Genomic DNA, 23,937 nt, shown 5'->3' with positions numbered 1-23,937 from the left:
CGGCGGCTTGTTGCTATCCTCGGTCTTGTAGGAAGATTCTTTCAGAAATTTCGGGTTATCTTAAGATTTACGGTCGCGTTCCTTGTGGGCGGTAAGAAAGAGCTGCCTGCTGTGTAGGACTTAGTTCTTTCACGGTTAGGATTGTTCTGATTGCGTCAGCCCTGGCTTAGCTTGGGAACGGCAGCCTGGTGACTTTCAATCTGTTTGATAGTGTTTCGGGATGTAAAAAATACAAAATCGCGTGGAGAGAGGTTGCCGAGTTCACCACGCATGCTTTGAAAACGGCTTTGGCCGCGGAGCAGCTGTTGTTAAAAATAACTCCCCGCCGGCCGGTCTAATCGATCTTGACGGTATCTCTCTGAATTGAAATGTCCGTGTTGCGACGTAACCTGCCACGCAGGTGCTAGGATGCTGCCATTCAAGCAACAGGTACCGCCATGCAACCCCTCGATCACCTGTCGTTGCACCTGTTCATCGTGGTCTGCGAAGCCGGCACCATTGCCCGTGCCAGCGAGCGGGCGTTCATGGCGCCGTCGGCGGTCAGCAAGCGGATTTCGGATATCGAAGCGCGCTTTGGCACAGCGTTGCTCAAGCGTAGCAAGCGCGGCGTCGAGCCGACCCCGGCGGGTCTTGCGCTGCTGCGCCATGCGCGCGGCCTGACCCGGGCCATGGAGCGCCTGGACAGCGAATTGAGCGAGTACGCCGAAGGCGCGCGCGGGCATGTGCGGGTGTTGGCCAACGTGTCGTCGATCATGGAGTTCCTGCCCGAGGAGCTGTCGGCGTTCATGCTCGACAACCCGCTGATCCAGGCCGATATCGAAGAGCGTTTCAGCCCGGACGTGGTACGCGGGGTGGCGGAGGGCAGTGCCGACCTGGGCATCTGCCGCAAGTCCATGGCCGTCGGCGACCTGGAGTTCGTGCCGTACCGGCAGGATCACCTGGCGGTGGTGGTCGGCGCCGATCACCCGTTGGCCGGGCGTGACAGCATCGCCTTCGAGGAGACGCTGGATTATGAGCACCTGGGCCTGTCGGCCTTCGCCACGCTCAATACCTTCATGCGCAACAGCGCCGAGGCGGCGGGCAAGGCGTTGCGCTTTCGCTCGTACGTGTCGTCGTTCGACGCGGCCTATCGCCTGGTGCAGTTCGGCCTGGGCCTGGCGGTGTTCCCGCAAGAGGCGGTGGCGCGCTATGCGCAATTGTTCGACCTGCGGGTGATCCCGTTGACCGATGACTGGGCGCTGGGCGAGTTCGTCATCTGCATGCGCGACCGCCATGCCTTGAGCCTGTCTGCGCGGCGCCTGCTCGACCATTTGCTGCTGCGCGCGCCGGCCTGGCAAGCCCGCGATTGATCCATCGCGGCTGACGATGGATCAGCCCGTGAAACACGTCTTTTCTGCCTGTCGCGCTGCTCTTAGTCTGGCCCCACGCTTCAGACAGAGAGACCGTGATGACAACAATAACCATCAATGAAGTCGGCATGCGCGATGGCCTGCAAAGCCTGCACACGGTAATGCCGACCGCCGCCAAGCTGCGCTGGATCGACAGTGCCTATGCCGCTGGCGTGCGCCATATGGAAGTCGCCTCGTTCGTGCCGGCCCGGCTGCTGCCGCAGATGGCCGATGCCAAACAGGTGGTGGCCCATGCCCTGACGTATCCCGACCTGCTGGTGACGGTGCTGGCACCCAACCTGCGCGGTGCGCAGGATGCACTGGAGTCTGGTGCCCAGCGGATTGTCGCGCCGGTGTCGGTCAGCACCGCCCACAGCCTGGCCAACGTGCGCCGCACGCCGCAGGAGATGGTCGAGGAGCTGGGGCGCATGTGCCAGCTGCGCAGCGAACTGGGGCGTCATGAGGTGCAGATGATCGCCGGCATGTCGGTGGCCTTTGGCTGCACCCGCCAGGGTGAGGTGCCACTGGGCGACCTCTGCGAGCTGACCCTACAAGTGATCGAGGCCGGCTGCGATCTGGTTTCGCTGGGCGACACCACGGGCTATGCCAATCCCGGCCAGGTAGCGACGGTGATCCAGGCCGTGCGCGCCATAGCCGGCGAGCGCCTGCGCGCTGCGCACTTCCATGACACCCGTGGCCTGGCCCTGGCCAACAGCCTGGTGGCGGTGCAGCAGGGCATCCGCGAGCTGGATGCCTCGCTTGCCGGCCTTGGCGGTTGCCCGTTCGCACCGGGCGCGTCGGGCAACACGGTGACCGAGGACCTGGTGTTCATGCTGCAGAGCATGGGCTTCGACACCGGCATCGACCTGCCAGCGCTGATCGCCTCGCGCCAGTTGCTGCGTGAGGCGCTGCCGGATGAACCGCTGTACGGCGCCATCGCCCGCGCTGGCCTGCCACTCAACTACCCAGGAAATTTGTAATGTCCAGACTTCCTTTGGACGGCATTCGTGTCGTCGAGATTTCGCACATGGTCATGGGCCCCACCTGCGGCATGATCCTGGGCGACCTGGGTGCCGAAGTGATCAAGATCGAGCCCACCCGTGGTGACGGCACACGCCGCTTGCTCGGGGCGGGGGCGGGGTTCTTCCGCACCTTCAACCGCAACAAGCAATGCATCGCCGTCGACCTCGACACGCCCCAGGGCCGTGAGGCAGTACTGGCGCTGATCGACAGCGCCGACGTGTTCATCGAAAACTTCAAACCCGGGCGCATGCACACGCTGGGTTTCGACTACGCCACGCTGCGCCAGCGTAATCCCCGGCTGATCTATGCCTCGCACAAGGGGTTCCTCAGCGGCCCGTACGACAACCGCCTGGCCCTGGACGAAGTGGTGCAGATGATGGCCGGCCTGGCCTACATGACCGGGCCGGTGGGCCGCCCGCTGCGCGCTGGCAGTTCGGTGAACGACATCATGGGCGGCATGTTCGGCGCCATTGGTGTACTGGCCGCGCTCAACGAGCGCCACACCACCGGAGCCGGTCGCGAAGTGCAGAGCGCGTTGTACGAGAACTGCGTGCTGCTCGCGGCCCAGCACATGCAGCAGTACGTGGTGACCGGCCAGGCGGCGGCGCCGATGCCCAACCGCATCAGCGCCTGGGCCATCTACGACGTGTTCACCTTCGCCGGTGGCGAGCAGATGTTCGTTGCTGCCACGGGTGAAGGCCAATGGCAGGCCCTGTGCCAGCTGCTGGGCCAGACCGCCTTGCTCGATGACCCGACGCTGGCGACCAACAATGACCGGGTCGTGCAGCGGCCACGCCTGCTGGCGCACCTGGCCGAGGTGTTCGCCAACCTCGATGCCCGGCAATTGGCCGTGGAACTGGAGGCCAACGGCATTCCTTTCGCGCCGATCCGCCGCCCGGAAGAGTTGTTCGACGACCCGCACCTGACCCAGAGCGGCGGCATGGCGGACCTGCAGCTGGAAGATGGCAGCAGCACGCCGATGCCCTTGCTGCCACTGTCGCTGGACGGCCAGCGCCTGCAGCCGCGCCGGCCGATCCCGCGGATTGGCGAGCACACGCACAAGGTCATGCGCGAGTTGGGCTACAGCGACGAACACATCGCCGAGCTGTGTGCGGCGGGTGTGCTGAAAACCGACGACCTGGCCCAGGGGGCGCACTGAATGGCGATCTATCGATATGACACACTGACACCGACCCTTCACCCGGAAACCTTCGTGGCCGAGGACGCCACGGTCATCGGCGATGTCACCCTGGAGCAGGGCGCGAGTGTGTGGCCGCAGGCGGTGCTGCGCGGTGACAACGAGCCGATCCGCATCGGCCAGCACAGTAACGTTCAGGAAGGGGCGGTGCTGCATGCCGACCCGGGCTTTGCCCTGACCGTGGGCCGCAACGTGACCATCGGCCACCAGGCCATGCTGCACGGCTGCAGCATCGGCGACGGCGCGCTGGTCGGGATCCAGGCCGTGGTGCTCAATGGCGCGGTGATCGGCCGCAACTGCCTGGTCGGTGCCGGCGCCATCGTCACCGAAGGCAAGGTGTTCCCCGACAACTCGCTGATCCTCGGGGCACCGGCCAAGGTGGTGCGTGAGCTGAGCCCCGAAGCCATCGCCGGCATGCACGCCAATGCTGCCGAGTACGTGCGCAAGGGCCAGGCCTTCAAGGACAAGCTCGTGCGCATTGGCTGACCCGTTGCACGCGGTGCCCACAACGGGCGCCGTCGCTCTCCAATAACTACAAGAATGGAGATCCACCATGGTTGCCTTGACTGGCGAAGTGGCGCGCGAGCGCGCCGACAGCCACATTGATGAACTGCTGCTGTACCGTCGCGTGGCCTGGCGCATCATGCCGCTGGCCATCATCTGCTTCCTGTTTTCCTACTTCGACCGCATCAACATCAGCTTCGCCAAGACCCAGATGCAGGCTGAACTGGGCCTGAGCGACGCGGCCTATGGCCTGGCCGCGAGCATGTTCTTCATCGGCTACGTGCTGTTCGAAGTGCCGAGCAGTCTGGGCCTCAAGCGCTACGGGGCGCCGGCCTGGATCTGCCGGATCATGGTGTCGTGGGGCCTGGCCACGGCGGCGCTGGTGTTTGCCTACACCCAGTACACGCTGTATTTCCTGCGCTTTCTGATCGGGGTGATGGAGGCCGGCTTCGGCCCGGCGATCCTGTTCTACCTGGCCTGCTGGTTCCCCCGCAAGCACCTGGCGAAGATGAACGGCCTGTGGTTCCTCGCCGTGCCGCTGGCCGGCGCGGTGGGCGGGCCGGCAGCGGGCTTCCTGCTGGGGACCATGGACGGCGTGCTGGGCCTGGCGGGTTGGCACTGGCTGTTCCTGATGTCGGGGTTGCCCTGCGTGCTGCTGGGCGTGCTGGTGCTGTGGAAGCTGGACCGCGACATCGAGTCGGCCAGATGGCTGAGCCGCCAGGAAAAAGACCTGCTGGCAGAGAACCTGGCCCAGGACCGGCGCGTGCAGAAGCCGGTGCTGGGGTCGATCTGGCGGGTGCTGCTGACCCGTGAAGTGGCGATCATGGCGTTCATCTACTACGTGGTGAAGACCGCTTCCTACGGCCTTAACTTCTGGATGCCGCACCTGATCAAGTCGTCCGGCGTGCAGGACATGCTGTGGGTCGGCATGCTGTCGGCACTGCCCTATGCGGTGGCCTGCATCGGTATGGTGCTACTGACCCGGCGCTCGGACCGCACCGGCGAGCGCAAGTGCTACCTGGTGTATTGCCTGCTGGCGTCAGCGCTGGGCTACCTGCTGGCCTGTCTGTATGCGGACTCGTCCTGGGCGATGATGGCAGCGCTGGTGCTGGCCACGGCGGGCACTTTCATCGCCATCCCGATCTTCTGGACCATCCCGCAGTCGACTTTCTCGGGCCTGGCCATCGCCACCGGCACGGCGGCGATCAACTCGGTCGGCCAGCTGAGCGGCATCGTCGCGCCGGTGATGGTCGGCAAGATCAACGACCTTACCGGCAGCAGCTACATGGGCATGCTGTCGATTGCCCCGCTGATCCTGATCGCCTGCCTGGTGGTGATGCGCTACGTCAGAAACCCCAAAGCCTGAACCGCAACGCTTTCCAACAAGAACAACAACAAGGCGTAACCATGAACATTTCCCTCTCCCGGCGGGCATCGCTGATGCTCGCGGCGCTTGGCTGCGCGTGCCAGGCGGCCCAGGCAGGCTTTGTCGACGATGGCAAGGGCAGCCTGGAGCTGCGCAACTTCTACTTCGACCGCGATTTCCATGGCGATACGGCCACTCAGTCGCGGCGAGGCGAGTGGGCCCAGGGCTTCATGCTCAAGTGGCAGTCTGGCTATACCGACGGGGTTGTCGGTTTTGGCCTGGATGCGGCCGGCATGCTGGGCCTCAAGCTCGATTCTTCGCCCGACCGCAGTGGCACCGGGCTGTTGCCGCGGGGCAGCGACAAGCGCGCGGCGGACGAGTATGGCAAGGCGGTTGCCACGTTCAAGGCGAAGCTGTCGCAGACCGAGTTGCAGGTCGGTGGGTTAAGCCCGCAATTGCCGCTGCTGGCGTCGAACTACAGTCGCCTGTTCCCGCAGTGGTTCGACGGGGCGCAGCTGGTCAGCAAGGACCTGGACGCTTTCACCTTCACCGTGCTGCAGGTCGATGCGACCAAACTGCGCGATTCCACCGATTTCGAAGACCTGACGGCAATGGCGCAACAGGGCGCCTATTCAGCGACGGTGAGCAGTGACCGGTTGTATTACGCCGGGGCCGATTACCAGCCGCTGAAGAACCTGACCGTGAGCCTGCACACCAGTGAGCTGAAAGACCTGTTCCGTCGTGATTTCGCGGGTTTCAAGTACCGCGTTGCTGCAGGGCCGGGTGAGGCGTTCACCGAATGGCGCTGGTTCAACGCCCGGGAACAGGGCAGGGCGTTGCTGGGGGAAGTGGACAACCGCACCTTGAGCACCAACTTCGGCTACAGCCTGCAAGGCCATACCTTCAGTGGTGGCTACCAGAAGGTCAGCGGCGATACCGCCTATGCCTATGTGGGCGGCACCGATACCTACCTGTTCAGCGAGCAGCAGGTCAGCACCTTCGCCCTGGCCAACGAGCGTGCCTGGATGCTGCGCTATGACTACAACTTTGCCGCGTTGGGCATCCCTGGGCTGACCTTCAACGTGCGTTACGTTAAGGGTGACCAGGTCGACCCGCAGCGCATCGCCACGAGCAAGGGCAGGGCGCTTGAGGCAAGGGGGGGTGAGGGCGAGGAATGGGAGCGGACTACGGACATCACCTATGTGGTGCAGTCGGGGCCATTCAGGAACGTGTCGCTGCGCTGGCGCAATGCGAGCATGCGCTCGAACTTTGCCGATGCGGCGGACGAGAACCGGGTGATTGTCGGCTACACCTTCGACTTCTAGTGATGTCGCTTGCGGTCAATTGTGGGAGCGGCCTTGCGTCGCGAAAGGGCCGCGCAGCGGCCCCTGCGATCTACAAGTTGACGCTGATATCCAGGGGCTGCTGCGCAGCCCTTTCGCGACGCAAGGCCGCTCCCACAGGCGGGGGAGTGTCAAGGCTCAGGATGTCGCAGGCTTTGAAACCGGTTTCAAAACATTTCCAAACCAGCTAGATTACGCGGCTTTTCCGGCCCAGCCCGGACACCAGATGGCGCAACCCAAGGCCGCCCCATAGCTGATGAGGACCCGAAATGCCTGAGCATGCCCCCGACAACCCGCGCCGGGACTTCCTGCGCAAGACCCTGACCTTGATCCCGGTGGTCACCGTGGCCAGTACCGGCCTGGGTGCCAGCCAGCTGTTGGCCGAACCCGCGCGCGAACCCAAGGTGCCGGCCACGCCTCCCGCAGGCAACTATCAGCCAACTTTCTTCACCGCCGAAGAGTGGGCCTTCGTGCAAGCGGCCGTGTCGCGCATCATCCCCGCCGACGAACTCGGCCCCGGCGCATTGGAGGCGGGCGCCGCCGAGTTCATCGACCGCCAGATGAACACCCCTTACGCCACTGGCGCCCAGTGGTACATGCAAGGCCCGTTCAAGGCCGACGCCGCCCCGGAACTCGGCTACCAGCTGCAACTCAGCCCGCAACAGATCTACCGCCTGGGCATCGCCGCCACGGAGGCGTGGACCAAGAACGCCAGCGGTAAAACCTTTGCCGAGCAAGATAGCGCTACCCGAGACAAGATTCTCAGCAAGATCGAAGCCGGTGAGATCGTTTTCGAGCAGTTGCCGGCCAAGGTGTTCTTCAGCCTGCTGGTGCAGAACACCCGCGAAGGCTTCTTCTGTGACCCGATTCACGGCGGCAACAAGGGCATGGTCGGCTGGACGCAGATCGGCTTCCCGGGTGCCCGGGCAGATTTCATGGACTGGGTCGAGCGCAACGAGCCGTACCCGTTCCCGGCAGTTTCGATTCGCGGCGAGAGGGCGTAAGGCATGGCCAATGCAATGAAGAAAGCTGACGTGGTGATCGTCGGTTTCGGCTGGGCTGGCGCGATCATGGCCAAGGAGCTCACCGAAGCCGGGCTGCACGTGGTGGCGCTGGAGCGCGGGCCGATGCAGGACACTTACCCGGATGGCAGCTACCCGCAGGTGATCGACGAGCTGACCTACAGCGTGCGCAAGAAGCTGTTCGTCGATGTGTCGAAAGAGACCGTCACCATCCGCCACAGCGTCAACGATGTCGCGCTGCCCAACCGCCAGCTCGGCGCCTTCCTGCCGGGCAAGGGCGTCGGCGGTGCGGGCCTGCACTGGTCGGGCGTGCACTTTCGGGTCGACCCGATGGAGCTGCGCATGCGCAGCCACTACGAGGAACGCTACGGCAAGCGCTTCATCCCGGAAGACATGACCATCCAGGACTTCGGCGTCAGTTACGAGGAGCTCGAACCGCATTTCGACTTTGCCGAAAAGGTCTTCGGCACCTCCGGCCAGGCCTGGACGGTCAACGGCAAGCGGGTGGGTGAAGGGAAGGGCGGCAACCCCTACGCACCTGACCGCTCCAACCCGTTCCCGCTCGAAGCGCAAAAGAACGTGGTCTCGGCCAAGCTGTTCGAAAAGGCGGCGGCCAGCCTCGGCTACAAGCCCTACAACCTGCCGTCGGCCAACACCTCCGGGCCGTACACCAACCCGTACGGCGCGCAGATGGGGCCGTGCAACTTCTGCGGCTTCTGCAGCGGCTACGTCTGCTACATGTACTCCAAGGCCTCGCCGAACGTGAACATTCTGCCGGCACTGCGCCAGGTGCCGAACTTCGAGTTGCGCGCCAACGCCCATGTGCTGCGGGTTAACCTCGACGACAGCAAGCGCAAGGCCACCGGCGTGACCTACATAGACGCCCAGGGCCGCGAAGTGGAGCAGCCGGCGGACATCGTCATCCTCGCCGCATTCCAGTTCAACAACGTGCGCTTGATGCTGCTGTCCGGCATCGGCAAGCCGTATGACCCGGTCAAGAACGAAGGCGTGGTCGGGCGCAACTTCGCCTATCAGAACATGGGCACGGTCAAGGCGTTCTTCGACAAGGACACCTACACCAACAACTTCATCGGTGCCGGCGGCAACGGCGTGGCCATCGACGACTTCAACGCCGACAACTTCGACCACGGTCCGCACGGCTTCGTCGGCGGCTCGCCGATGTGGGTCAACCAGGCCGGCAGCCGGCCGATCGCCGGCGTCGCCAACCCGCCCGGCACCCCGGCCTGGGGCAGCGCCTGGAAAAAGGCCACCGCCGACTACTACACCCACCAGGTGTCGATGGACGCCCACGGCGCGCACCAGTCGTACCGCGGCAACTACCTCGACCTCGACCCGACCTACCGCGATGCCTATGGCCAGCCACTGCTGCGCATGACCTTCGACTGGCAGGAAAACGACATCAGGATGAACCAGTTCATGGTCGACAAGCTGAGCAAGATCGCCCAGGCGATGAACCCCAAGTCCATCGCCATCCTCGGCAAGAAGGTCAAGGAACATTTCAACACCGCCAGCTACCAGACCACCCACCTCAACGGTGGCGCGATCATGGGCAGCGACCCCAAGACCAGCGCGCTGAACCGCTACCTGCAGAGCTGGGACGTGCACAACGTGTTCGTCCCCGGTGCTTCGGCATTCCCCCAGGGCCTGGGCTACAACCCCACCGGCCTGGTGGCGGCGCTGACCTACTGGTCGGCCCGGGCGATCCGCGAGCAGTACCTGAAGAACCCCGGCCCGCTGGTCCAGGCTTGAGGAGCGATGAACATGAAGAACCTGTTGATCGCAACCTTGCTGCTGGGCGCCACGGCGGCGGCCCAGGCCGATGATGCCCTGGTGAAGAAGGGCGAATACCTGGCCCGCGCGGGTGACTGCGTGGCCTGCCATACCGCCAAGGGTGGCAAGCCCTTTGCCGGTGGACTGCCGATGGAAACCCCGATCGGTACGGTGTATTCCACCAATATCACCCCGGACGCCAGCGGCATTGGCCAGTACAGCTTCGCCGACTTCGACCAGGCTGTGCGCAAAGGCATCGCCAAGGACGGCAGCACCTTGTACCCGGCGATGCCGTACCCGTCCTATGCGCGGGTCAGCGACGACGACATGCAGGCGCTGTATGCGTACTTCATGCAAGGCGTCGAGCCGGTCGCCCAGCCCAACAAGCCGACCGACATCCCCTGGCCCCTAAGCATGCGCTGGCCGCTGCCGATCTGGCGCGGGCTGTTCGCCCCCGAGGTGCAGGCCTGGCAGGCACCCGCCGGCGCGGACCCGGTGGTCAGCCGTGGCGCCTACCTGGTCGAAGGCCTGGGCCACTGTGGCGCCTGCCACACCCCGCGCGCCCTGACCATGCAGGAAAAGGCCCTGAGCCCAGCCGATGGCGAGCAGTTCCTGGCCGGCAGTGCGCCGCTCGAAGGCTGGATCGCCAAGAACCTGCGTGGCGACCACAAGGACGGCCTGGGCAGCTGGAGCGAAGAGCAGCTGGTGCAGTTCCTCAAGACCGGCCGCAGTGACCGCAGCGCGGTGTTCGGCGGCATGAGCGATGTGGTCGAGCACAGCATGCAGCACCTGAGCGATGCCGACCTGACCGCCATCGCCCGCTACCTGAAGACCTTGCCGCCGAGCGACCCGAACGACCAGCCGCACGTCTATGACAAGCAGGTGGCCGATGCCTTGTGGCAGGGCAACGACAGCAAGCCGGGGGCGTCGGTGTACATCGACAACTGCGCGGCCTGCCACCGCACCGATGGCCACGGCTATACCCGGGTGTTCCCGGCGCTGGCGGGCAACCCGGTGGTGCAAACGGCGGATGCCACCTCGCTGATCCATGTGGTGCTGGCGGGCGGGACCGTGCCGGCGACGCACTCGGCGCCGTCGAACTTCACCATGCCGGCGTTCGGCTGGCGCCTGAGTGACCAGGAGGTGGCGGATGTGGTGAATTTCATTCGCACCAGCTGGGGTAACCAGGGCAACGCAGTCAGCGCCGCTGATGTGAAACCTCTCCGCTAAGCCCAGCGGATGACTTTGTAGGAGCGGCCTTGTGTCGCGAAAGGGTCGCAAAGCGGCCCCAATTATCAGCATCGTCGGTGAAGTCGGGGGGCTGCTGCGCAGCCCTTTCGCGACACAAGGCCGCTCCTACAGCAAAAGGGAGGTTGACGAACGCGCAAGGTTTTGCTGTATTGAAACCGGTTTCATTCGCCGTCACCGACAACAATCACAAGGGACCCGCAATGACCGATTCACCCTCCACCCCCCGCGAGCGGGTGACCATCAGCGAAGTGGCACGTGTGGCCGGTGTGTCCAAGGCCACGGTCTCGCGCTACATCGGCGGCGATCGCCAGCTGCTGGCCGAGGCCACCGCCAAGCGCCTGGAAGAAGTCATCGAGCGCCTGGGCTACCGGCCCAACCAGATGGCCCGCGGCCTCAAGCGTGGCCAGACACGCCTGATCGGCATGCTCGTGGCCGACATTCTCAACCCCTATTCAGTGGCCGTGATGCACGGCGTGGAAACCGCCTGCCGCCAGCACGGCTACAGCCTGGTGGTGTGCAACACCAACCGCGACGACGAGCAGGAGCGCCATCACCTGACGGCCCTGCAGTCCTACAACGTCGAAGGGCTGATCGTGAACACCCTCGGCCGCCACCCCGGCGAACTTCTCAACCTGCAGCGCGACATCCCCATGGTGCTGGTCGACCGGCAACTGCCGGAACTCAAGGTCGACCTGGTCGGCCTGGACAACGCCGATGCCATCGAGCAGGCCCTGGACCACCTGCAGGCGCAAGGCTACCGCGACATTCTTGCGGTCACCGAACCGCTGGATGGCACCAGCTCGCGGCTGGAGCGGGTGCAGGCCTTTACCGCGTCGATCAGCAACCGCAATGGCATGCGCCAGCAGCTGCTGGAAGTCGATGCGGGTTTGCCAACCAAGCTCGGCGCCTTCCTGGCCAGCAAGGGCCATGGCCCGCAGGCAATCTTCACCTTCAACGGCGTGGCAACCCTGGCGGTTACCCGCGTGTTGCACGATTCGGGCTGCAAACTGTTCAGCGAAGTGGGCCTGATCGCCCTCGACGAACTGGACTGGTACCCCTTGGTCGGCAGCGGTATCACCGCACTGGCCCAGCCCACCGAGCGCATCGGCGTGGCCGCGTTCGAGTGCCTGCTCGAACGCCTGCGCGGCAGCCATGACGCGCCGCGACGCATCGATTTCAAGGCACAGCTGATCACCCGAGGGTCCACTCAAGCACACCAGTAATCCGCAGGCAGCAGGGCTGCCTGCATGAGTGCAATCAAAAATGAAACCGGTTTCATAAGGGCAACAACAATGCACGCGAACCCCGTTTCCATCAGTCTCTCCAGCTACGGCGCCAGCCTCGTGCGGCAACGTGGCCAGATGAGCTTTATCGATCTGCTGGCGGCTGCTGGCGTCAGTCGCATCGAACTGCGCGAAGAGTTGTTTGATGAGGCGCCCGACACTGCCGCGCTCTCGGCAGCAATCGCAGCCTCAGGCCTGGAGTGCCTGTACTCCTCGCCACTGGAACTGTGGACGGCGCAAGGCCAGCCAGACCCGCAGCTGCCGGCGAAGCTGGCGCTGGCCAAGGCCCTGGGCGCCGTGGCGCTGAAGGTTTCACTTGGGCATTACCGTGAGCAATGCGATATCGGTGCCTTGCAGGCCCTGCTGCGCGAGGGTGATCCTGTGTTGCTGGTGGAGAATGACCAGACCCCACAAGGCGGGCGCATCGAGCCGCTGCTGCGGTTCTTCCAGCATGCCCAGGGCTGGGCGCTGCCGCTGGGCATGACCTTCGATATCGGCAACTGGCAATGGCAGGGCGAGTCCGCGTTGCAGGCCGCTCGCCAGCTCGGCCGCTGGGTGCGCTACGTGCACTGCAAGGCCGTCCAGCAAGGCGCAGATGGCCGCTTGCACGCCGTGCCGCCGAAAGGCGCCGACCTGCTGGCCTGGGAAGCGCTGTTCGATGAATTCAGCCCCGGGCTGGTGCGTGCGGTCGAGTACCCGTTGGTCAGCGATGACCTGTTGGCGCTGACCCGTGCCCAGGTGCACAACCTGGCGCGTTTGGGCCTGGGCGAGGAGGTGAGCCATGCTTGAGCATGACGTGCTGTGCTTCGGCGAAACCATGGCCATGTTCGTCGCCGAGCAGACCGGTGACCTGGCCTGCGTCGGCAACTTCGGCAAACGCATCGCCGGCGCCGACAGCAACGTGGCCATCGGCCTGGCCCGGCTGGGCTTTCGCGTGCGCTGGCTGAGCCGGGTCGGCGATGACTCGCTGGGGCGTTTCGTGCTCGCCAGCCTGCGCCAGGAAGGCCTGGATTGCAGCCGTGTCGAAGTCGATGGCAGCCGCCCGACCGGCTTTCAGCTGAAGAGCCGCTGCGATGATGGCAGCGACCCGGTGGTGGAGTACTTCCGCAGCGACTCTGCCGCCAGCCGGCTTTCCACCGCGCTGCTCGACCCGGCGCTGCTGCAGGCCCGCCACCTGCATGCCACGGGCATTCCGCCGGCGCTGTCGGCCAGCTGCCGGGCATTGTCCCATGCCCTGATCGACGGCATGCGCGAGGCCGGGCGGAGTATTTCCTTCGACCCGAACCTGCGCCCGTCGCTGTGGCCCGACCGCGCGACCATGGTCCGTGAAATCAACGCCCTGGCCGTGAAGGCCCACTGGGTCCTGCCCGGCCTGGAAGAAGGCCGGTTGCTGACCGGCCAGCACACGCCCGCCGACATTGCTGCCTTCTACCTCGACCAAGGCGTGGAGCACGTGGTGATCAAGCTTGGCGATGCGGGTGCCTACTACCGCAATAGCCATGGCTCGGGGCAGGTTGCGCCAGTGCCGGTGGCCCAGGTGGTGGACACCGTGGGTGCCGGCGATGCCTTCGCCGTCGGTGTGGTCAGCGCACTGCTCGAAGGCCACCCGCTGGCCGACGCGGTGGCGCGCGGCAACTGGTGCGGCAGCCGAGCCGTGCAATCGCGTGGCGACATGGAAGGCCTGCCACACCGTCACCAACTCCACGCGCACGAACTGCGCAGAAGTGCCTGAACCGCTGAACGCCGGCACGCCGGCCCTGTTGCGACAAGAACAACAAGCTCAGGAGAACGTTTCATGCAATCGACTCGCCTCGCACCACGCCGCTGGTGGTACATCATCCCGATCGTCTTCATCACTTACAGCCTGGCCTACCTGGACCGCGCCAACTACGGCTTTGCCGCGGCCTCGGGCATGGCCGACGACTTGAAGATCACGCCCGTGCTGTCCTCGCTGCTGGGGGCGCTGTTCTTCCTCGGCTACTTCTTCTTCCAGGTACCCGGCGCGATCTACGCCGAAAAGCGCAGCGTGAAGAAGCTGATCTTCGTCAGCCTGATCCTCTGGGGTGGCCTGGCGACCCTGACCGGCATGATCAGCAACGTCTACCTGCTGATCGCCATCCGCTTCCTGCTCGGCGTGGTGGAAGCCGCAGTGATGCCGGCCATGCTGGTGTATCTGTGCCACTGGTTCACCCGCGCCGAACGCTCGCGGGCCAACACCTTCCTGATGCTCGGCAACCCGGTGACCATCCTGTGGATGTCGGTGGTGTCGGGCTACCTGATCAAGCATTTCGACTGGCGCTGGATGTTCATCATCGAGGGCCTGCCGGCGGTGCTCTGGGCCTTTATCTGGTGGCGCCTGGTGGATGACCGGCCAGCCCAGGTGAAATGGCTGAGCGAGCAGGAAAAAGCCAGCCTGCAGCAGGCCCTGGCGGCGGAGCAGCAAGGCATCAAGCCGGTGAAGAACTACCGCGAGGCGTTCCGCTCGCCACAAGTGATCGTGCTGTCGCTGCAATACTTCTGCTGGAGCATCGGGGTGTACGGCTTCGTGCTGTGGCTGCCGTCGATCCTCAAGCAGGCAGCGAATGTCGATATCGTCGAGGCTGGCTGGCTGGCGTCGGTGCCGTACATGGCGGCGGTGCTGGGCATGATCGCGGTGTCCTGGGCGTCGGACCGGCTGCAGAAGCGCAAGCGCTTCGTCTGGCCTCCGCTGTTGATTGCTGCCGTGGCGTTCTATGGCTCCTACGCACTGGGTACCGAGCATTTCTGGCTGTCCTACACGCTGCTGGTGATTGCCGGTGCATGCATGTACGCACCTTATGGCCCGTTCTTCGCCATCGTCCCGGAGATCTTGCCGAGCAACGTGGCCGGTGGCGCCATGGCGCTGATCAACAGCATGGGCGCGCTGGGTTCGTTCGGCGGGTCGTGGCTGGTGGGCTACCTGAACGGCGCCACGGGCGGCCCGGGCGCCTCCTACCTGTTCATGTCGGGAGCGCTGTTGGCCGCAGTGGCGCTGACCGCCGTACTGAAAACCTCACAGACCTCAGGCCGCGCCAAGCGCGGCAGCCCACGCCTGGCTATGAGCCAATAGGAACTGCCATGAAGAAACGCATTGTCTTGTACAAACGCCTGTCCGACGCCTTGCTGGCCAGGCTGCAGGAACAGGTGGAGGTGACCTGGGTGGACACCAGCGCTACGGATGGCCTGGCGCGTCTGCGCGACGCCTTGCCAGGCGCTCATGGCTTGCTGGGTGCCAGCCTGCGTCTGGACAGCGAGCTGCTCGACCTGGCACCGCAGCTGGAGGTGATTTCCAGTGTCTCGGTGGGAGTCGACAACTACGACATCGCCGACCTGACACGACGCGGGGTGATGCTCACCAACACCCCCGACGTGCTGACCGAAACCACTGCCGATACCGGCTTCGCCCTGATCCTGGCCACGGCACGGCGGGTGGTGGAACTGGCGGGCTGGGTGCGCGAGGGGCAATGGCAGGCGAGCCTTGGGCCTGCGCATTTCGGTACCGATGTGCATGGCAAGACCCTGGGCATCGTCGGCATGGGGCGTATTGGCGAAGCGTTGGCCCGGCGCGGTGCTGCCGGGTTCGGCATGCGTGTGCTGTACCACAGTTCACGCGCCAAGCCAGAGGTGGAGGCGCGTTATGCGGCGCGCTACTGCAGCCTGGATGCGTTGCTGGCCGAGGCGGATTATGTGTGCCTGACGGTGCCGCTCAGTGCCAGCACCGAGGGCCTGATCGGCGCCCGCGAACTGGGGTTGATGAAGCCCGAGGCGATCCTGGTGAACATTGCCCGTGGGCGGGTGGTGGATGAGGCCGCGTTGATCGAGGCGCTGCAGCAGAAACGGATTCGCGGGGCAGGGCTGGATGTGTTCGTGCAGGAGCCGTTGGCAGTCGATTCGCCGCTGTTGCGGCTCGATAACGTGGTAGCGACACCACATATCGGCTCGGCGACCCATGAAACGCGGGAGGCCATGGCGTGCTGTGCGGTGGACAATCTGCTAAGTGCCCTGGCAGGCCAACGTCCGCCGAACCTGGTCAACCCGATCTAACAGCAAACTTAGGACCAGTGGGAGCCGCGCTTGCCGGCGATGGGCTCCCACAGGGTTATGTGTGAACCTCAAGCGCTTATTTGAAATCCCACTGCATCTGGGTCGCGATACTCACCCCGCTGGACGACTTCACGCACACATCCAGGTAATCGGTAAAGCGCGGCGGCACGGCGATACCTTCCTCAAGCAGGCGGCTGTTGTCGAACAGGTAGTTGAGATCGGCAAAGCCGCTGTACAGGCGCAGGGCGCGCAGCACCAGGCGCGGGTTGGCCGGGCCGATGCGCGCTTCGAAGTCCTGCGCCAGGCTCTTCAGGTCATCGACATCGACCTTGCGGTAGCGCTCGCCAACCGGCTGCGCGCCGTTGGCATGGGCGAAGGCCTGGTCGATCTCACCAAAAGTGCAGGCGGCCTGGTGGCCAGCCGAGATGTGATACAGGTTGTGCTCCAGGCGTGGCTTGAGGGTGAGGCCGATCAGCGCCTCGGCGCAGTAGTCGACCGGGATCACGTCGATCTGCTCGTCCAGCTCACAGGTGAAGCTCTCCAGCGCGAAGCCCATGCGGAACACCCAGAAGATGCTGGCCGACGCCTGGCAACCGAGGGTACGGTGGCCCACCACGATGGACGGGCGCGCCACCACCAGCGGCAGTTGCGGCAGCTGCTCGCTCATGCGCCGTTCGATCTCGGCCTTCGATGCGGTGTAGTCGACCAGCTGCTGCTCGGCGGCCGGGAACTCCCACGATTCGCTGATCGGCGACTCACGCTGCGGGCCGCAGCTCATCGCCGTGCCCACGTGCAGGAAGCGCTTGAGGCGCGTCGAGCGGCTCATCACCTCGGCGAAGGCGTAAGTACCTTCGACATTGACCGGCCAGATGTTCGGGTTCTTCGAGAACGAGGCCACCGCCGCACAGTTGATCACCCGGTCGATCTGCATCAGCCGCGGCGTGGCCTCGGCCAGCCAACCGGTATCGAGGAAGTCGCCGCAAATGATCTGGTCGGCGCGCAAGGCCAGGCAGTCCTGCTCGTCAACGCCGTGTTGGCGCAGGTTGTCGCGCAGGCGTTCGAGGCCTTGTTGCTGGCTGTCGGCGCGCACCAGGAAACATAGGTTGGCGCTGCGGCCATTGGCAATCAGTTGGGCTGTTACCGAACCACCGAGAAAACCGGTGGCGCCAGTCAGCAGCATATGTTCGTGCAGATCGAAGTTGATATGTGGGGCAGGCGCGTTCATAAACTTCCTCTGAAAAGTTTATTGGCGTGAATCGAGGTTTGAGCTCGTGCCTGGAGCGCGCAGGGACTGGCGTTCAGCTCGGAGCGAGGCGATTGTCAGGGCATTGGGAGGGAAGTTGCAATTAACGAAATGCGGGTTTCATATGAAACAAAAGTTAATGAAAGTTTCAGCCTTCATTAATTAAATGATGCGCACTGCAAAGATGCCAGAGGCTTTGTTATCAGTAAGTGAGATGAATGTGAAAAATACCTACGGCCTCATTTTTGGAAATTGGCGCCTTCCCTTGTGGGAGCGGCCTTGCGTCGCGAAAGGGCCGCGAAGCGGCCCCGGCAATCTCGCAGCGAAGCAAAGAATATGGGGCTGCTGCGCAGCCCTTTCGCGACGCAAGGCCGCTCCCACATTGAGCGGTTCGCTTAGGTAGTCAGTTCGCTGGCCAAGGGCTCAGGCGCGATGGCTGGCGCAAACACCTGCTCATTGCTGCGCAAGCTGCGCATCAGGCTGTACCCGGTCAGCAGCATGTAGATAGCAATCGGCAGGCCGACCACGATGCTGGCCATCTGGATCGCCAGCAAGCCCCCGGCGATCACCAGGCTGGCCGCAATCGCGCCTTCCAGCACGCACCACAGCACGCGTATCCAGTTGGGCGGGTCGATGCTGCCCAGCGAGTTGAGCATGCACAGCACCTGGGTACCGGCGTCGGCTGCGGTCACGAAGTGCACCGCCAGCAGCAGGCAGATGATTACGCTCAGCACCGCGCCCAGGGTCGGGCCGTCGAGGCGGTCGAGCAGGGTGAACATCGCCGTGGTGGTTTCCTTGCGCGTGGCTTCGAGAATCGGCCCGCCCTGGAAGGCACCGGCAGCGGTCTGTTCGGCGACCGGCAGTTTTTCGTAGGCGTGGCGCACCTGTTGTTCATCCTTCAGCGCAGTGCCGCCGAACACCGCCATCCACAGGATGGTCACCACGGTGGGCACCAGCAGCGCGCCGAACACCAGTTCGCGAATGGTCCGGCCACGGGAGATACGGGCGATGAACAGGCCCACGAACGGCCCCCAGGTCATCCACCACGGCCAGTAGAAGGCGGTCCAGCTCTTCTGCCAGGCGCTGTCGGCCTGGGCATCGGTCCAGAAACTCATGCCGATGATGTTCTGCGCGTAGTCGCCGGCCGACTCGAACAGCAGGTTCATGATGTAGTTGGTCGGGCCCAGGCCCAGTACCACCAGCATCAGGCCCAGGGAAATCCACATGTTCAGGGTCGACAGGCGCTTCATGCCCTTGGACACCCCGGCGACCAGCGAGATCGAGGCAATCACCGTGACCACGGCGATGATGCTCAGCTTGAACGACAGGCTGACCGGGGTGCCGAACACCTGGTGCATGCCCATGTTGATCTGCTCGACGCCCAGCCCCAGCGACTGCGAAACCCCGAACGCAGTCACCGCGCCGCCAATGATGTCGACGGCATGGCCGATCGGCCCGTAGATGCGGTTGCCGATGATCGGGTAGAGGATCGAGCGCAGCGCCAGCGGCAGGCCTTCACGGTAGGCGAAGTAGGCCAGGCCCAGGCCGATCACGGTAAAGATCGCCCACGGGTGCAGGCCCCAGTGCAGCAAGGTGATGCGCATGGCCATCGATGCGGCCTGGTCGGTCAGCCCTGGGGTGAATGGGTTGCTGGCATAGTGCAGGACGGGTTCGGCAACCGACCAGAAGATCAGCCCCACGCCCATGCCGGCGCTGAACAGCATGGCGATCCAGGCGGCGAAGCTGAATTCTGGTTTTTCGTCGGGGCGGCCGAGTTTGAGTGTGCCGTGGCGGCTGAAGGCGATGTACACCAGCACCCCGAGGATGCCGCTGACCAGTGCCAGGTAGAACCATTTGAGGTGGTCGAGAATGGCGTCGGAGGCGCCTTTGAACACCCCCGCGGCCTGGTCGCCGTGGGCGGCGCAGAGCACCACGAAGGCCACGACAATGGAGAGGGACCCTACCGTCACGGTAGGGTTGAGGCCTTTGAAAAGGCCTTGTTTTGCACGCATCGGCTCTATCCTTTTTATTGTTGCAGGCGGGCGCTGGAGCGGCCCGCCTGGCGGCGTCGCGGGTGTTCCAAGGGGCTATCGATTCAGAGGTCGATCACCAGGTCTGAAGTGGGGCGGCTGCAGCACAGCAGGCGCAGGCCTTTGTCGATCTCGCGTTGGCGGATGCCGCCGTTGTGGTTCATCTCGACGCTGCCTTCGAGCACGGCGGTCTTGCAGGTGCCGCACACACCCTGGCTGCAGGAGGAGGGGACCACCGCACCGGCCTTCTTGGCAGCGGCCAGGACGGTCTGGTCGGCGCCCATGGTGAAGGTCTTGCCGGAACGGGCCAGGCGCACATTGAAGGTATCCAGGGCCTGACCGGGAGGCACAGGTGCGGGCTCCGGCTGCACCTCGGCGCTGATGTCGAAGCTTTCCTGGTGATAGCGCGCCAGGTCGAAGCCTGCGCCGGCCAGCAGGCCCTTGGCCGCATCCATGTAGCCCTTGGGCCCGCAGGTGAACACCGCGCGCTCCATGAAGTCGGGAATCTGCTGCTGCAGCACCTCCAGCGACAGGCGCCCGAGCGGCCCGGCCCAGTCCGGCTCGTCACCCAGGCTTTCGCAGAAGAACAGCGTGCGCAGGCGCGGCATGCTGCGCTCAAGGCGTGCCAGTTCGTCGCGGAATATGATGTCCTTGGGCGTGCGCGCACTGTGCACGAAGACGATGTCGAGGTCCGCGTGCAGGTCGGCGGCCGCGCGGGTCATGGCCATCAGCGGGGTGATGCCGGAGCCGGCCGACAGGTACAGCAGCTTGCGCGCCGGGCCGGCCACCGGGGTGAAGATGCCTGCCGGGCCGGAGGCGGCGAGGGCGCTGCCCGGCTGCAGGTTGTCGTGCAGCCAGTTCGACACCACGCCACCCGGCACCCGCTTGACCGTGATCGAGAAGGTGAACGGCCGGGTCGGCGTCGATGACAAGGTGTAGCAGCGTGACACGCTGCTGCCGTCGATCATCGGCGACACGGTGAGGAACTGCCCGGGCTCGTAGGCCAGGGCGTGGTGGCTCGGGCTGTGGAAGGTGAAGGTCTTGACGTCGTGGGTCTCGTTGACGACGTTCAGGCACTCGATGCGCTGGCTGTCGCCACTGGCCCACTGGGCGCCGTGGGCGGCCCAGTGGTCGGTGTCGGCGAAGCGCTGGTCGGCGCGCAGGCTGGCGATGTTGGCGGTGATGTGCAGGAGCATGCTCATGGCCTCACACTCCGTGCGCGGCGAGGCGCGAGGTGTACCAGCGGGCGAACTGGTCGACGTAGGGTTCGGTGAAGGTGGAGTAGGGGCCGGGGACGAAGGCCGGGTCCTGGGTGCCGCTGTGGGTGATGGCGACCAGCGCGGCGTCCTGCTGGGTGGTGGCGACCCAGACTTCAGTCAGGCGCTGCAGGTCGTAGTCCACGCCTTCCACGGCGTCGCGGTGCACCAGCCACTTGGTGCGCACCAGGGTGCGGTCCGGTGATAGCGGGATGATCCAGCTGATCATGGCGTGGTCGCTCATCACATGGGCCCAGGCGTTGTTGCCCCACAGGTGGGTGTCGCCGAGGTCGCGACGGGTGAGGTTGCCCAGCAGCTTGCTGCAGGCGACCTTGGTGTCGAGGGTTTGCGATTCGCCGCTGCCGGCGATGATCATGCGCTGGGTGCGGAACTGGGTGGGCGAACTGTCCTGCAGGTGCTCGACGGTTTCATACAGCAGGCCGTCGCTGGCCCAGTCGGTCTCGATGCCAGCCTTGCGGATCTGGTAGGCGTCGTAGGAGGCGCGGGCTTCTTCGCTCATTTCTTCGAGGCTGACGCCAAGGTCTTCGGACTGGTACGAGACGATCAGCTCCGGGTGGGTACCGGCGCAGTGGTAGCACTCGCGGTTGTTTTCCATCACCAGCTTCCAGTTACCGTTCTCGATGTAGTCGAGCTCAAAGGCGATGCGGGTGTTGGTCAGGTCGAAGGGGGCGAAGCGCGGCCCCATGACTTCTTCCAGGTCGCTGATGTCTTCCGGCGCCTCGTCGGCCAGGCAGATCAGCACGTGGCTGCCGATCACCTTGCAGTGCACCGGGATCAGGCTGCGGCACTTGGGGTCGAAGGCCTTGCCCATGTGGCTGGCGTGCCTGAGGGTGCCGTTCAGGTCGTAGGTCCACTGGTGGTAGGGGCAGACCAGCATGCCGACGGTGGACTTACCGGGCTCCTTCAGGCGTGCGCCGCGGTGGCGGCAGACGTTGCGGTAGGCGCGGATCTGCTCGTCATCGTCACGCAGGATCAGCACCGAGGCCTTGCCGATGTCCACGGTGAAGACATCACCCGGTTCGTCGACATCGGCGGTAACGGCTACCTGGATCCAGTGCTTGTTAAAGAAGATATCCATATCCGTTTCGAAGATATCCTGGCGACTGTATAACTCGCCATTCATGCCAAAACCGGGTTGGCGTGATTCAATAAGTTCGCGATGGGATTTGATCGTCGGGCGGCTCATAGTTGACCTCGGGCACTCTTATTCTTGAATTACCAAACTACTGGCGGCGATTATCAAAGTGCCCTGCCAGAGCGTCAATGCGCTTAATTTTCCGCTTTGCATTACTTCAGGTTATTCAAAAACTGCCACTTTGCAGCCATTGCACTAACGCGGCCATGTGCGGGTTTTTTGCCCGTCCATGGGGCGCTACCAGGTAGTAGGCCTGTTCCGGGCGCACCGAGAAGGGCTGCAGGCGCACCAGCGCGCCGCTGGCCAGCAGGTGCTCGACCAGCCGGCCCCAGCCCAGGGCAATGCCATAACCCTGCAGTGCCGCGTTGATGGCATCGGTGTACAGGCTGCAGCGCAGGTTGTATTGCAGTGCGCCAGGCGCGCCGCCTTTTTCGCGGAACCAGCTCGGCCAGGCGACCCAGCCTTCGGAGGTGGAGTCCGCATCGAGCAGCCCGGCGCCCGCCAGTTCTTCCAGGCTGGTGGGCATCGGGTTGCGCGCCAGCCAGGCGGGCGAGCACACCGGGAAGACTTCTTCGTCGAACAGCAAGGTGGCCTCGCCATCGTCCCATTGGCCATCGCCAAAACGCACGTCGAGGTCGCAGTTGCGGGTGCGCAGGTCGCCGGTGAACATCTGCGTGGCCAGGCGCAGCTGCACCTGCGGCAGGGTGCTGGCCAGCTGGTTCAGGCGCGGCATGATGCGCAGCTGCGAAAAGGGCGCGGTCGAGCCCAGCACGATTTCCTGGCGGTCGCAGCCCTGGTTGATCTGGTCGAAGGCACTGGCCACCCGTTGCAGGGATTCGGAGATGCTTGCGTAGAGGATGTCGCCGGCGTCGGTCAGGCTGATCTTGCGGTGCACACGGTGGAACAGCAGCGCGCCGAGGTTTTCTTCGAGCACCTTGACCTGCTTGCTGACCGCCGCCTGGGTCACGCCCAGTTCAGTGGCGGCCAGGGTAAAGCTGTTGAGCCGGGCCACGGCCTCGAACTGCAGCAAGGCGGTCATCGACGGGATGATCCGGCGGTAGCCCTTGTGTTTCTGGGCGCCTGATGGGTTGTTCATGGTCGTCCGAATCTTGTTGTTGTCTGCAGCGCACGGGCAAGGCGCCCCTGAGCCAGATGATGAGCAGGGCCAAGGGCGGCGGATATTACGGTTATGACAATAAATAGGATGCCGTGGCGCGACGGGCTGCCAGGGGCGGGGCTTTATAATACAAATTGACACGGATATACAATGCGCCCGCCGAGGGGCGCGTTACATTGCCAAAAAATAAGTTTGCCTCGCTCGCCATTGCGGGCCGCCTGCCAATCATTGGTCATAAATATAATAATGAGGGTCGTATGTACCAAGGCGATGAAATACTCTCGGTAAATCATATCTTCAAAGTGTTCGGCAATAATCCGGACATGGCCATGGAGATGCTGCGCAACGGTGCCGACAAGCACGAAATCTTCAGCAAGACCGGCCACGTCGTCGGCGTGTTCGATGCAAGCTTTTCCGTCAAGCGTGGCGAGATCTTCGTCATCATGGGCCTGTCCGGTTCGGGCAAGTCGACCATGGTGCGGCTGTTCAACCGCCTGATCGAACCCACTTCCGGCAGCATCCACCTCAACGGCAAGGAAATCACCGGGCTCTCCGACAAAGCCCTGCTCGACGTGCGCCGCAAGGAAATGGGCATGGTGTTCCAGTCCTTTGCGCTGATGCCGCACATGAGCGTGCTGGAAAACACCGCCTTTGGCCTTGAAATCGCAGGTGTGCCCGAAGCCGAGCGCCACAGCCGTGCCCGTGAAGCGTTGAGCCAGGTGGGCCTGGCCGGTCACGAGCACAGCTACCCGCACCAGCTCTCCGGCGGCATGCAGCAACGCGTGGGCCTGGCCCGGGCGCTGGCCAACGACCCGACGATCCTGCTGATGGACGAGGCGTTTTCCGCCCTCGACCCGCTGATCCGCAGCGAGATGCAGGGCGAGCTGATGCGCCTGCAGGCCGA

At 64.3% G+C, this 23,937-nt stretch carries 19 protein-coding genes and 1 pseudogene; 15 read left to right on the top strand and 5 right to left on the bottom strand.

Features of this window, described 5'->3' with window-relative positions; all coding sequences use genetic code 11:
- Window positions 1-437 precede the first annotated feature (437 nt).
- The 14 genes and pseudogenes from N430_RS26805 (at window position 438) to N430_RS26740 (ending at window position 16,231) form a co-directional block, all read left to right on the top strand.
- Window positions 438-1,349, top strand: coding sequence for a LysR family transcriptional regulator (locus N430_RS26805; RefSeq protein ID WP_110638524.1), 912 nt, complete (start codon window positions 438-440; stop codon window positions 1,347-1,349).
- A gap of 98 nt (window positions 1,350-1,447) precedes the next feature.
- On the top strand, window positions 1,448-2,368 hold the full coding sequence (locus N430_RS26800; protein ID WP_110638523.1) for a hydroxymethylglutaryl-CoA lyase: 921 nt from the start codon (window positions 1,448-1,450) through the stop codon (window positions 2,366-2,368).
- Window positions 2,368-3,570, top strand: a complete 1,203-nt coding sequence (locus N430_RS26795) for a CaiB/BaiF CoA-transferase family protein (protein ID WP_110638522.1) — start codon at window positions 2,368-2,370, stop codon at window positions 3,568-3,570. The genes N430_RS26800 and N430_RS26795 overlap by 1 nt, the downstream gene beginning before the upstream one ends.
- On the top strand, window positions 3,571-4,095 hold the full coding sequence (locus tag N430_RS26790; RefSeq protein ID WP_110638521.1) for a gamma carbonic anhydrase family protein: 525 nt from the start codon (window positions 3,571-3,573) through the stop codon (window positions 4,093-4,095). It abuts the gene before it with no gap.
- 67 nt (window positions 4,096-4,162) lie between these two features.
- The gene (locus N430_RS26785; RefSeq protein WP_110638520.1) at window positions 4,163-5,479 is read left to right on the top strand and encodes an MFS transporter; all 1,317 of its coding nucleotides are present in this window, start codon (window positions 4,163-4,165) and stop codon (window positions 5,477-5,479) included.
- A gap of 41 nt (window positions 5,480-5,520) precedes the next feature.
- Window positions 5,521-6,804 carry an OprD family porin gene (locus N430_RS26780; RefSeq protein ID WP_110638519.1) on the top strand — a complete coding sequence of 428 codons (1,284 nt, stop codon included), beginning with the start codon at window positions 5,521-5,523 and terminating at the stop codon, window positions 6,802-6,804.
- A 287-nt stretch (window positions 6,805-7,091) separates the two neighbouring features.
- Entirely contained in the window at window positions 7,092-7,826 is a 735-nt protein-coding gene (locus N430_RS26775) for a gluconate 2-dehydrogenase subunit 3 family protein (RefSeq protein WP_110638518.1), read from the top strand.
- Between the two features lie 3 nt (window positions 7,827-7,829).
- Window positions 7,830-9,614: a GMC family oxidoreductase gene (locus tag N430_RS26770; RefSeq protein ID WP_110638517.1), complete on the top strand. Its 1,785-nt coding sequence runs from the start codon at window positions 7,830-7,832 to the stop codon at window positions 9,612-9,614.
- A gap of 12 nt (window positions 9,615-9,626) precedes the next feature.
- Window positions 9,627-10,865 (top strand): cytochrome c, encoded by a 1,239-nt coding sequence (locus N430_RS26765; protein ID WP_110638516.1) that lies wholly within the window; start codon window positions 9,627-9,629, stop codon window positions 10,863-10,865.
- A gap of 221 nt (window positions 10,866-11,086) precedes the next feature.
- Window positions 11,087-12,109: a LacI family DNA-binding transcriptional regulator gene (locus tag N430_RS26760; RefSeq protein WP_110638515.1), complete on the top strand. Its 1,023-nt coding sequence runs from the start codon at window positions 11,087-11,089 to the stop codon at window positions 12,107-12,109.
- Window positions 12,110-12,178: 69 nt separating this feature from the next.
- Entirely contained in the window at window positions 12,179-12,958 is a 780-nt protein-coding gene (locus tag N430_RS26755) for a sugar phosphate isomerase/epimerase (protein WP_110638514.1), read from the top strand.
- Window positions 12,951-13,901, top strand: a complete 951-nt coding sequence (locus tag N430_RS26750) for a sugar kinase (RefSeq protein WP_110638513.1) — start codon at window positions 12,951-12,953, stop codon at window positions 13,899-13,901. Before N430_RS26755 ends, N430_RS26750 begins: the two co-directional genes overlap by 8 nt.
- A 63-nt stretch (window positions 13,902-13,964) precedes the next feature.
- Window positions 13,965-15,249 (top strand): annotated as a pseudogene (locus N430_RS26745) (MFS transporter).
- A gap of 16 nt (window positions 15,250-15,265) precedes the next feature.
- Window positions 15,266-16,231 carry a D-glycerate dehydrogenase gene (locus tag N430_RS26740; protein WP_110638511.1) on the top strand — a complete coding sequence of 322 codons (966 nt, stop codon included), beginning with the start codon at window positions 15,266-15,268 and terminating at the stop codon, window positions 16,229-16,231.
- Between the two features lie 76 nt (window positions 16,232-16,307).
- Here the strand turns inward: N430_RS26740 and cprA are convergent, their stop codons facing one another.
- From cprA to N430_RS26715, 5 genes are all read right to left on the bottom strand, one after another.
- Window positions 16,308-17,456 carry a cationic peptide resistance protein CprA gene (gene cprA, locus N430_RS26735; RefSeq protein WP_110638510.1) on the bottom strand — a complete coding sequence of 383 codons (1,149 nt, stop codon included), beginning with the start codon at window positions 17,454-17,456 and terminating at the stop codon, window positions 16,308-16,310.
- Between the two features lie 413 nt (window positions 17,457-17,869).
- Window positions 17,870-19,486, bottom strand: coding sequence for a BCCT family transporter (locus N430_RS26730; protein WP_110638509.1), 1,617 nt, complete (start codon window positions 19,484-19,486; stop codon window positions 17,870-17,872).
- 83 nt (window positions 19,487-19,569) lie between these two features.
- Entirely contained in the window at window positions 19,570-20,706 is a 1,137-nt protein-coding gene (locus N430_RS26725; RefSeq protein ID WP_256592191.1) for a hybrid-cluster NAD(P)-dependent oxidoreductase, read from the bottom strand.
- Window positions 20,707-20,710: 4 nt separating this feature from the next.
- Window positions 20,711-21,967: an SRPBCC family protein gene (locus N430_RS26720; RefSeq protein ID WP_110638508.1), complete on the bottom strand. Its 1,257-nt coding sequence runs from the start codon at window positions 21,965-21,967 to the stop codon at window positions 20,711-20,713.
- Window positions 21,968-22,082: 115 nt separating this feature from the next.
- Window positions 22,083-23,012, bottom strand: a complete 930-nt coding sequence (locus N430_RS26715) for a LysR substrate-binding domain-containing protein (protein ID WP_110638507.1) — start codon at window positions 23,010-23,012, stop codon at window positions 22,083-22,085.
- 278 nt (window positions 23,013-23,290) lie between these two features.
- Between N430_RS26715 and N430_RS26710 the strand changes: the two genes are divergently transcribed.
- Window positions 23,291-23,937, top strand: a 647-nt coding sequence (locus N430_RS26710) for an ATP-binding cassette domain-containing protein (RefSeq protein WP_116583663.1), incomplete at its 3' end; no start/stop codon positions are given.

The organism is Pseudomonas sp. CC120222-01a (genome assembly GCF_003097235.1).
In the GTDB taxonomy this organism is placed as follows: Bacteria; Pseudomonadota; Gammaproteobacteria; order Pseudomonadales; family Pseudomonadaceae; genus Aquipseudomonas.
The sequence above is the reverse complement of the archived record's forward strand: the minus strand, read 5'-3'. Positions and strand labels throughout refer to the sequence as shown.

Coding starts and splice junctions, on each gene's coding strand:
- N430_RS26805 (WP_110638524.1), top strand. CDS start 438: ATGCAACCCCTCGATCACCTGTCGTTGCACCTGTTCATCGTGGTCTGC.
- N430_RS26800 (WP_110638523.1), top strand. CDS start 1,448: ATGACAACAATAACCATCAATGAAGTCGGCATGCGCGATGGCCTGCAA.
- N430_RS26795 (WP_110638522.1), top strand. CDS start 2,368: ATGTCCAGACTTCCTTTGGACGGCATTCGTGTCGTCGAGATTTCGCAC.
- N430_RS26790 (WP_110638521.1), top strand. CDS start 3,571: ATGGCGATCTATCGATATGACACACTGACACCGACCCTTCACCCGGAA.
- N430_RS26785 (WP_110638520.1), top strand. CDS start 4,163: ATGGTTGCCTTGACTGGCGAAGTGGCGCGCGAGCGCGCCGACAGCCAC.
- N430_RS26780 (WP_110638519.1), top strand. CDS start 5,521: ATGAACATTTCCCTCTCCCGGCGGGCATCGCTGATGCTCGCGGCGCTT.
- N430_RS26775 (WP_110638518.1), top strand. CDS start 7,092: ATGCCTGAGCATGCCCCCGACAACCCGCGCCGGGACTTCCTGCGCAAG.
- N430_RS26770 (WP_110638517.1), top strand. CDS start 7,830: ATGGCCAATGCAATGAAGAAAGCTGACGTGGTGATCGTCGGTTTCGGC.
- N430_RS26765 (WP_110638516.1), top strand. CDS start 9,627: ATGAAGAACCTGTTGATCGCAACCTTGCTGCTGGGCGCCACGGCGGCG.
- N430_RS26760 (WP_110638515.1), top strand. CDS start 11,087: ATGACCGATTCACCCTCCACCCCCCGCGAGCGGGTGACCATCAGCGAA.
- N430_RS26755 (WP_110638514.1), top strand. CDS start 12,179: ATGCACGCGAACCCCGTTTCCATCAGTCTCTCCAGCTACGGCGCCAGC.
- N430_RS26750 (WP_110638513.1), top strand. CDS start 12,951: ATGCTTGAGCATGACGTGCTGTGCTTCGGCGAAACCATGGCCATGTTC.
- N430_RS26740 (WP_110638511.1), top strand. CDS start 15,266: ATGAAGAAACGCATTGTCTTGTACAAACGCCTGTCCGACGCCTTGCTG.
- cprA (WP_110638510.1), bottom strand. CDS start 17,456: ATGAACGCGCCTGCCCCACATATCAACTTCGATCTGCACGAACATATG.
- N430_RS26730 (WP_110638509.1), bottom strand. CDS start 19,486: ATGCGTGCAAAACAAGGCCTTTTCAAAGGCCTCAACCCTACCGTGACG.
- N430_RS26725 (WP_256592191.1), bottom strand. CDS start 20,706: ATGAGCATGCTCCTGCACATCACCGCCAACATCGCCAGCCTGCGCGCC.
- N430_RS26720 (WP_110638508.1), bottom strand. CDS start 21,967: ATGAGCCGCCCGACGATCAAATCCCATCGCGAACTTATTGAATCACGC.
- N430_RS26715 (WP_110638507.1), bottom strand. CDS start 23,012: ATGAACAACCCATCAGGCGCCCAGAAACACAAGGGCTACCGCCGGATC.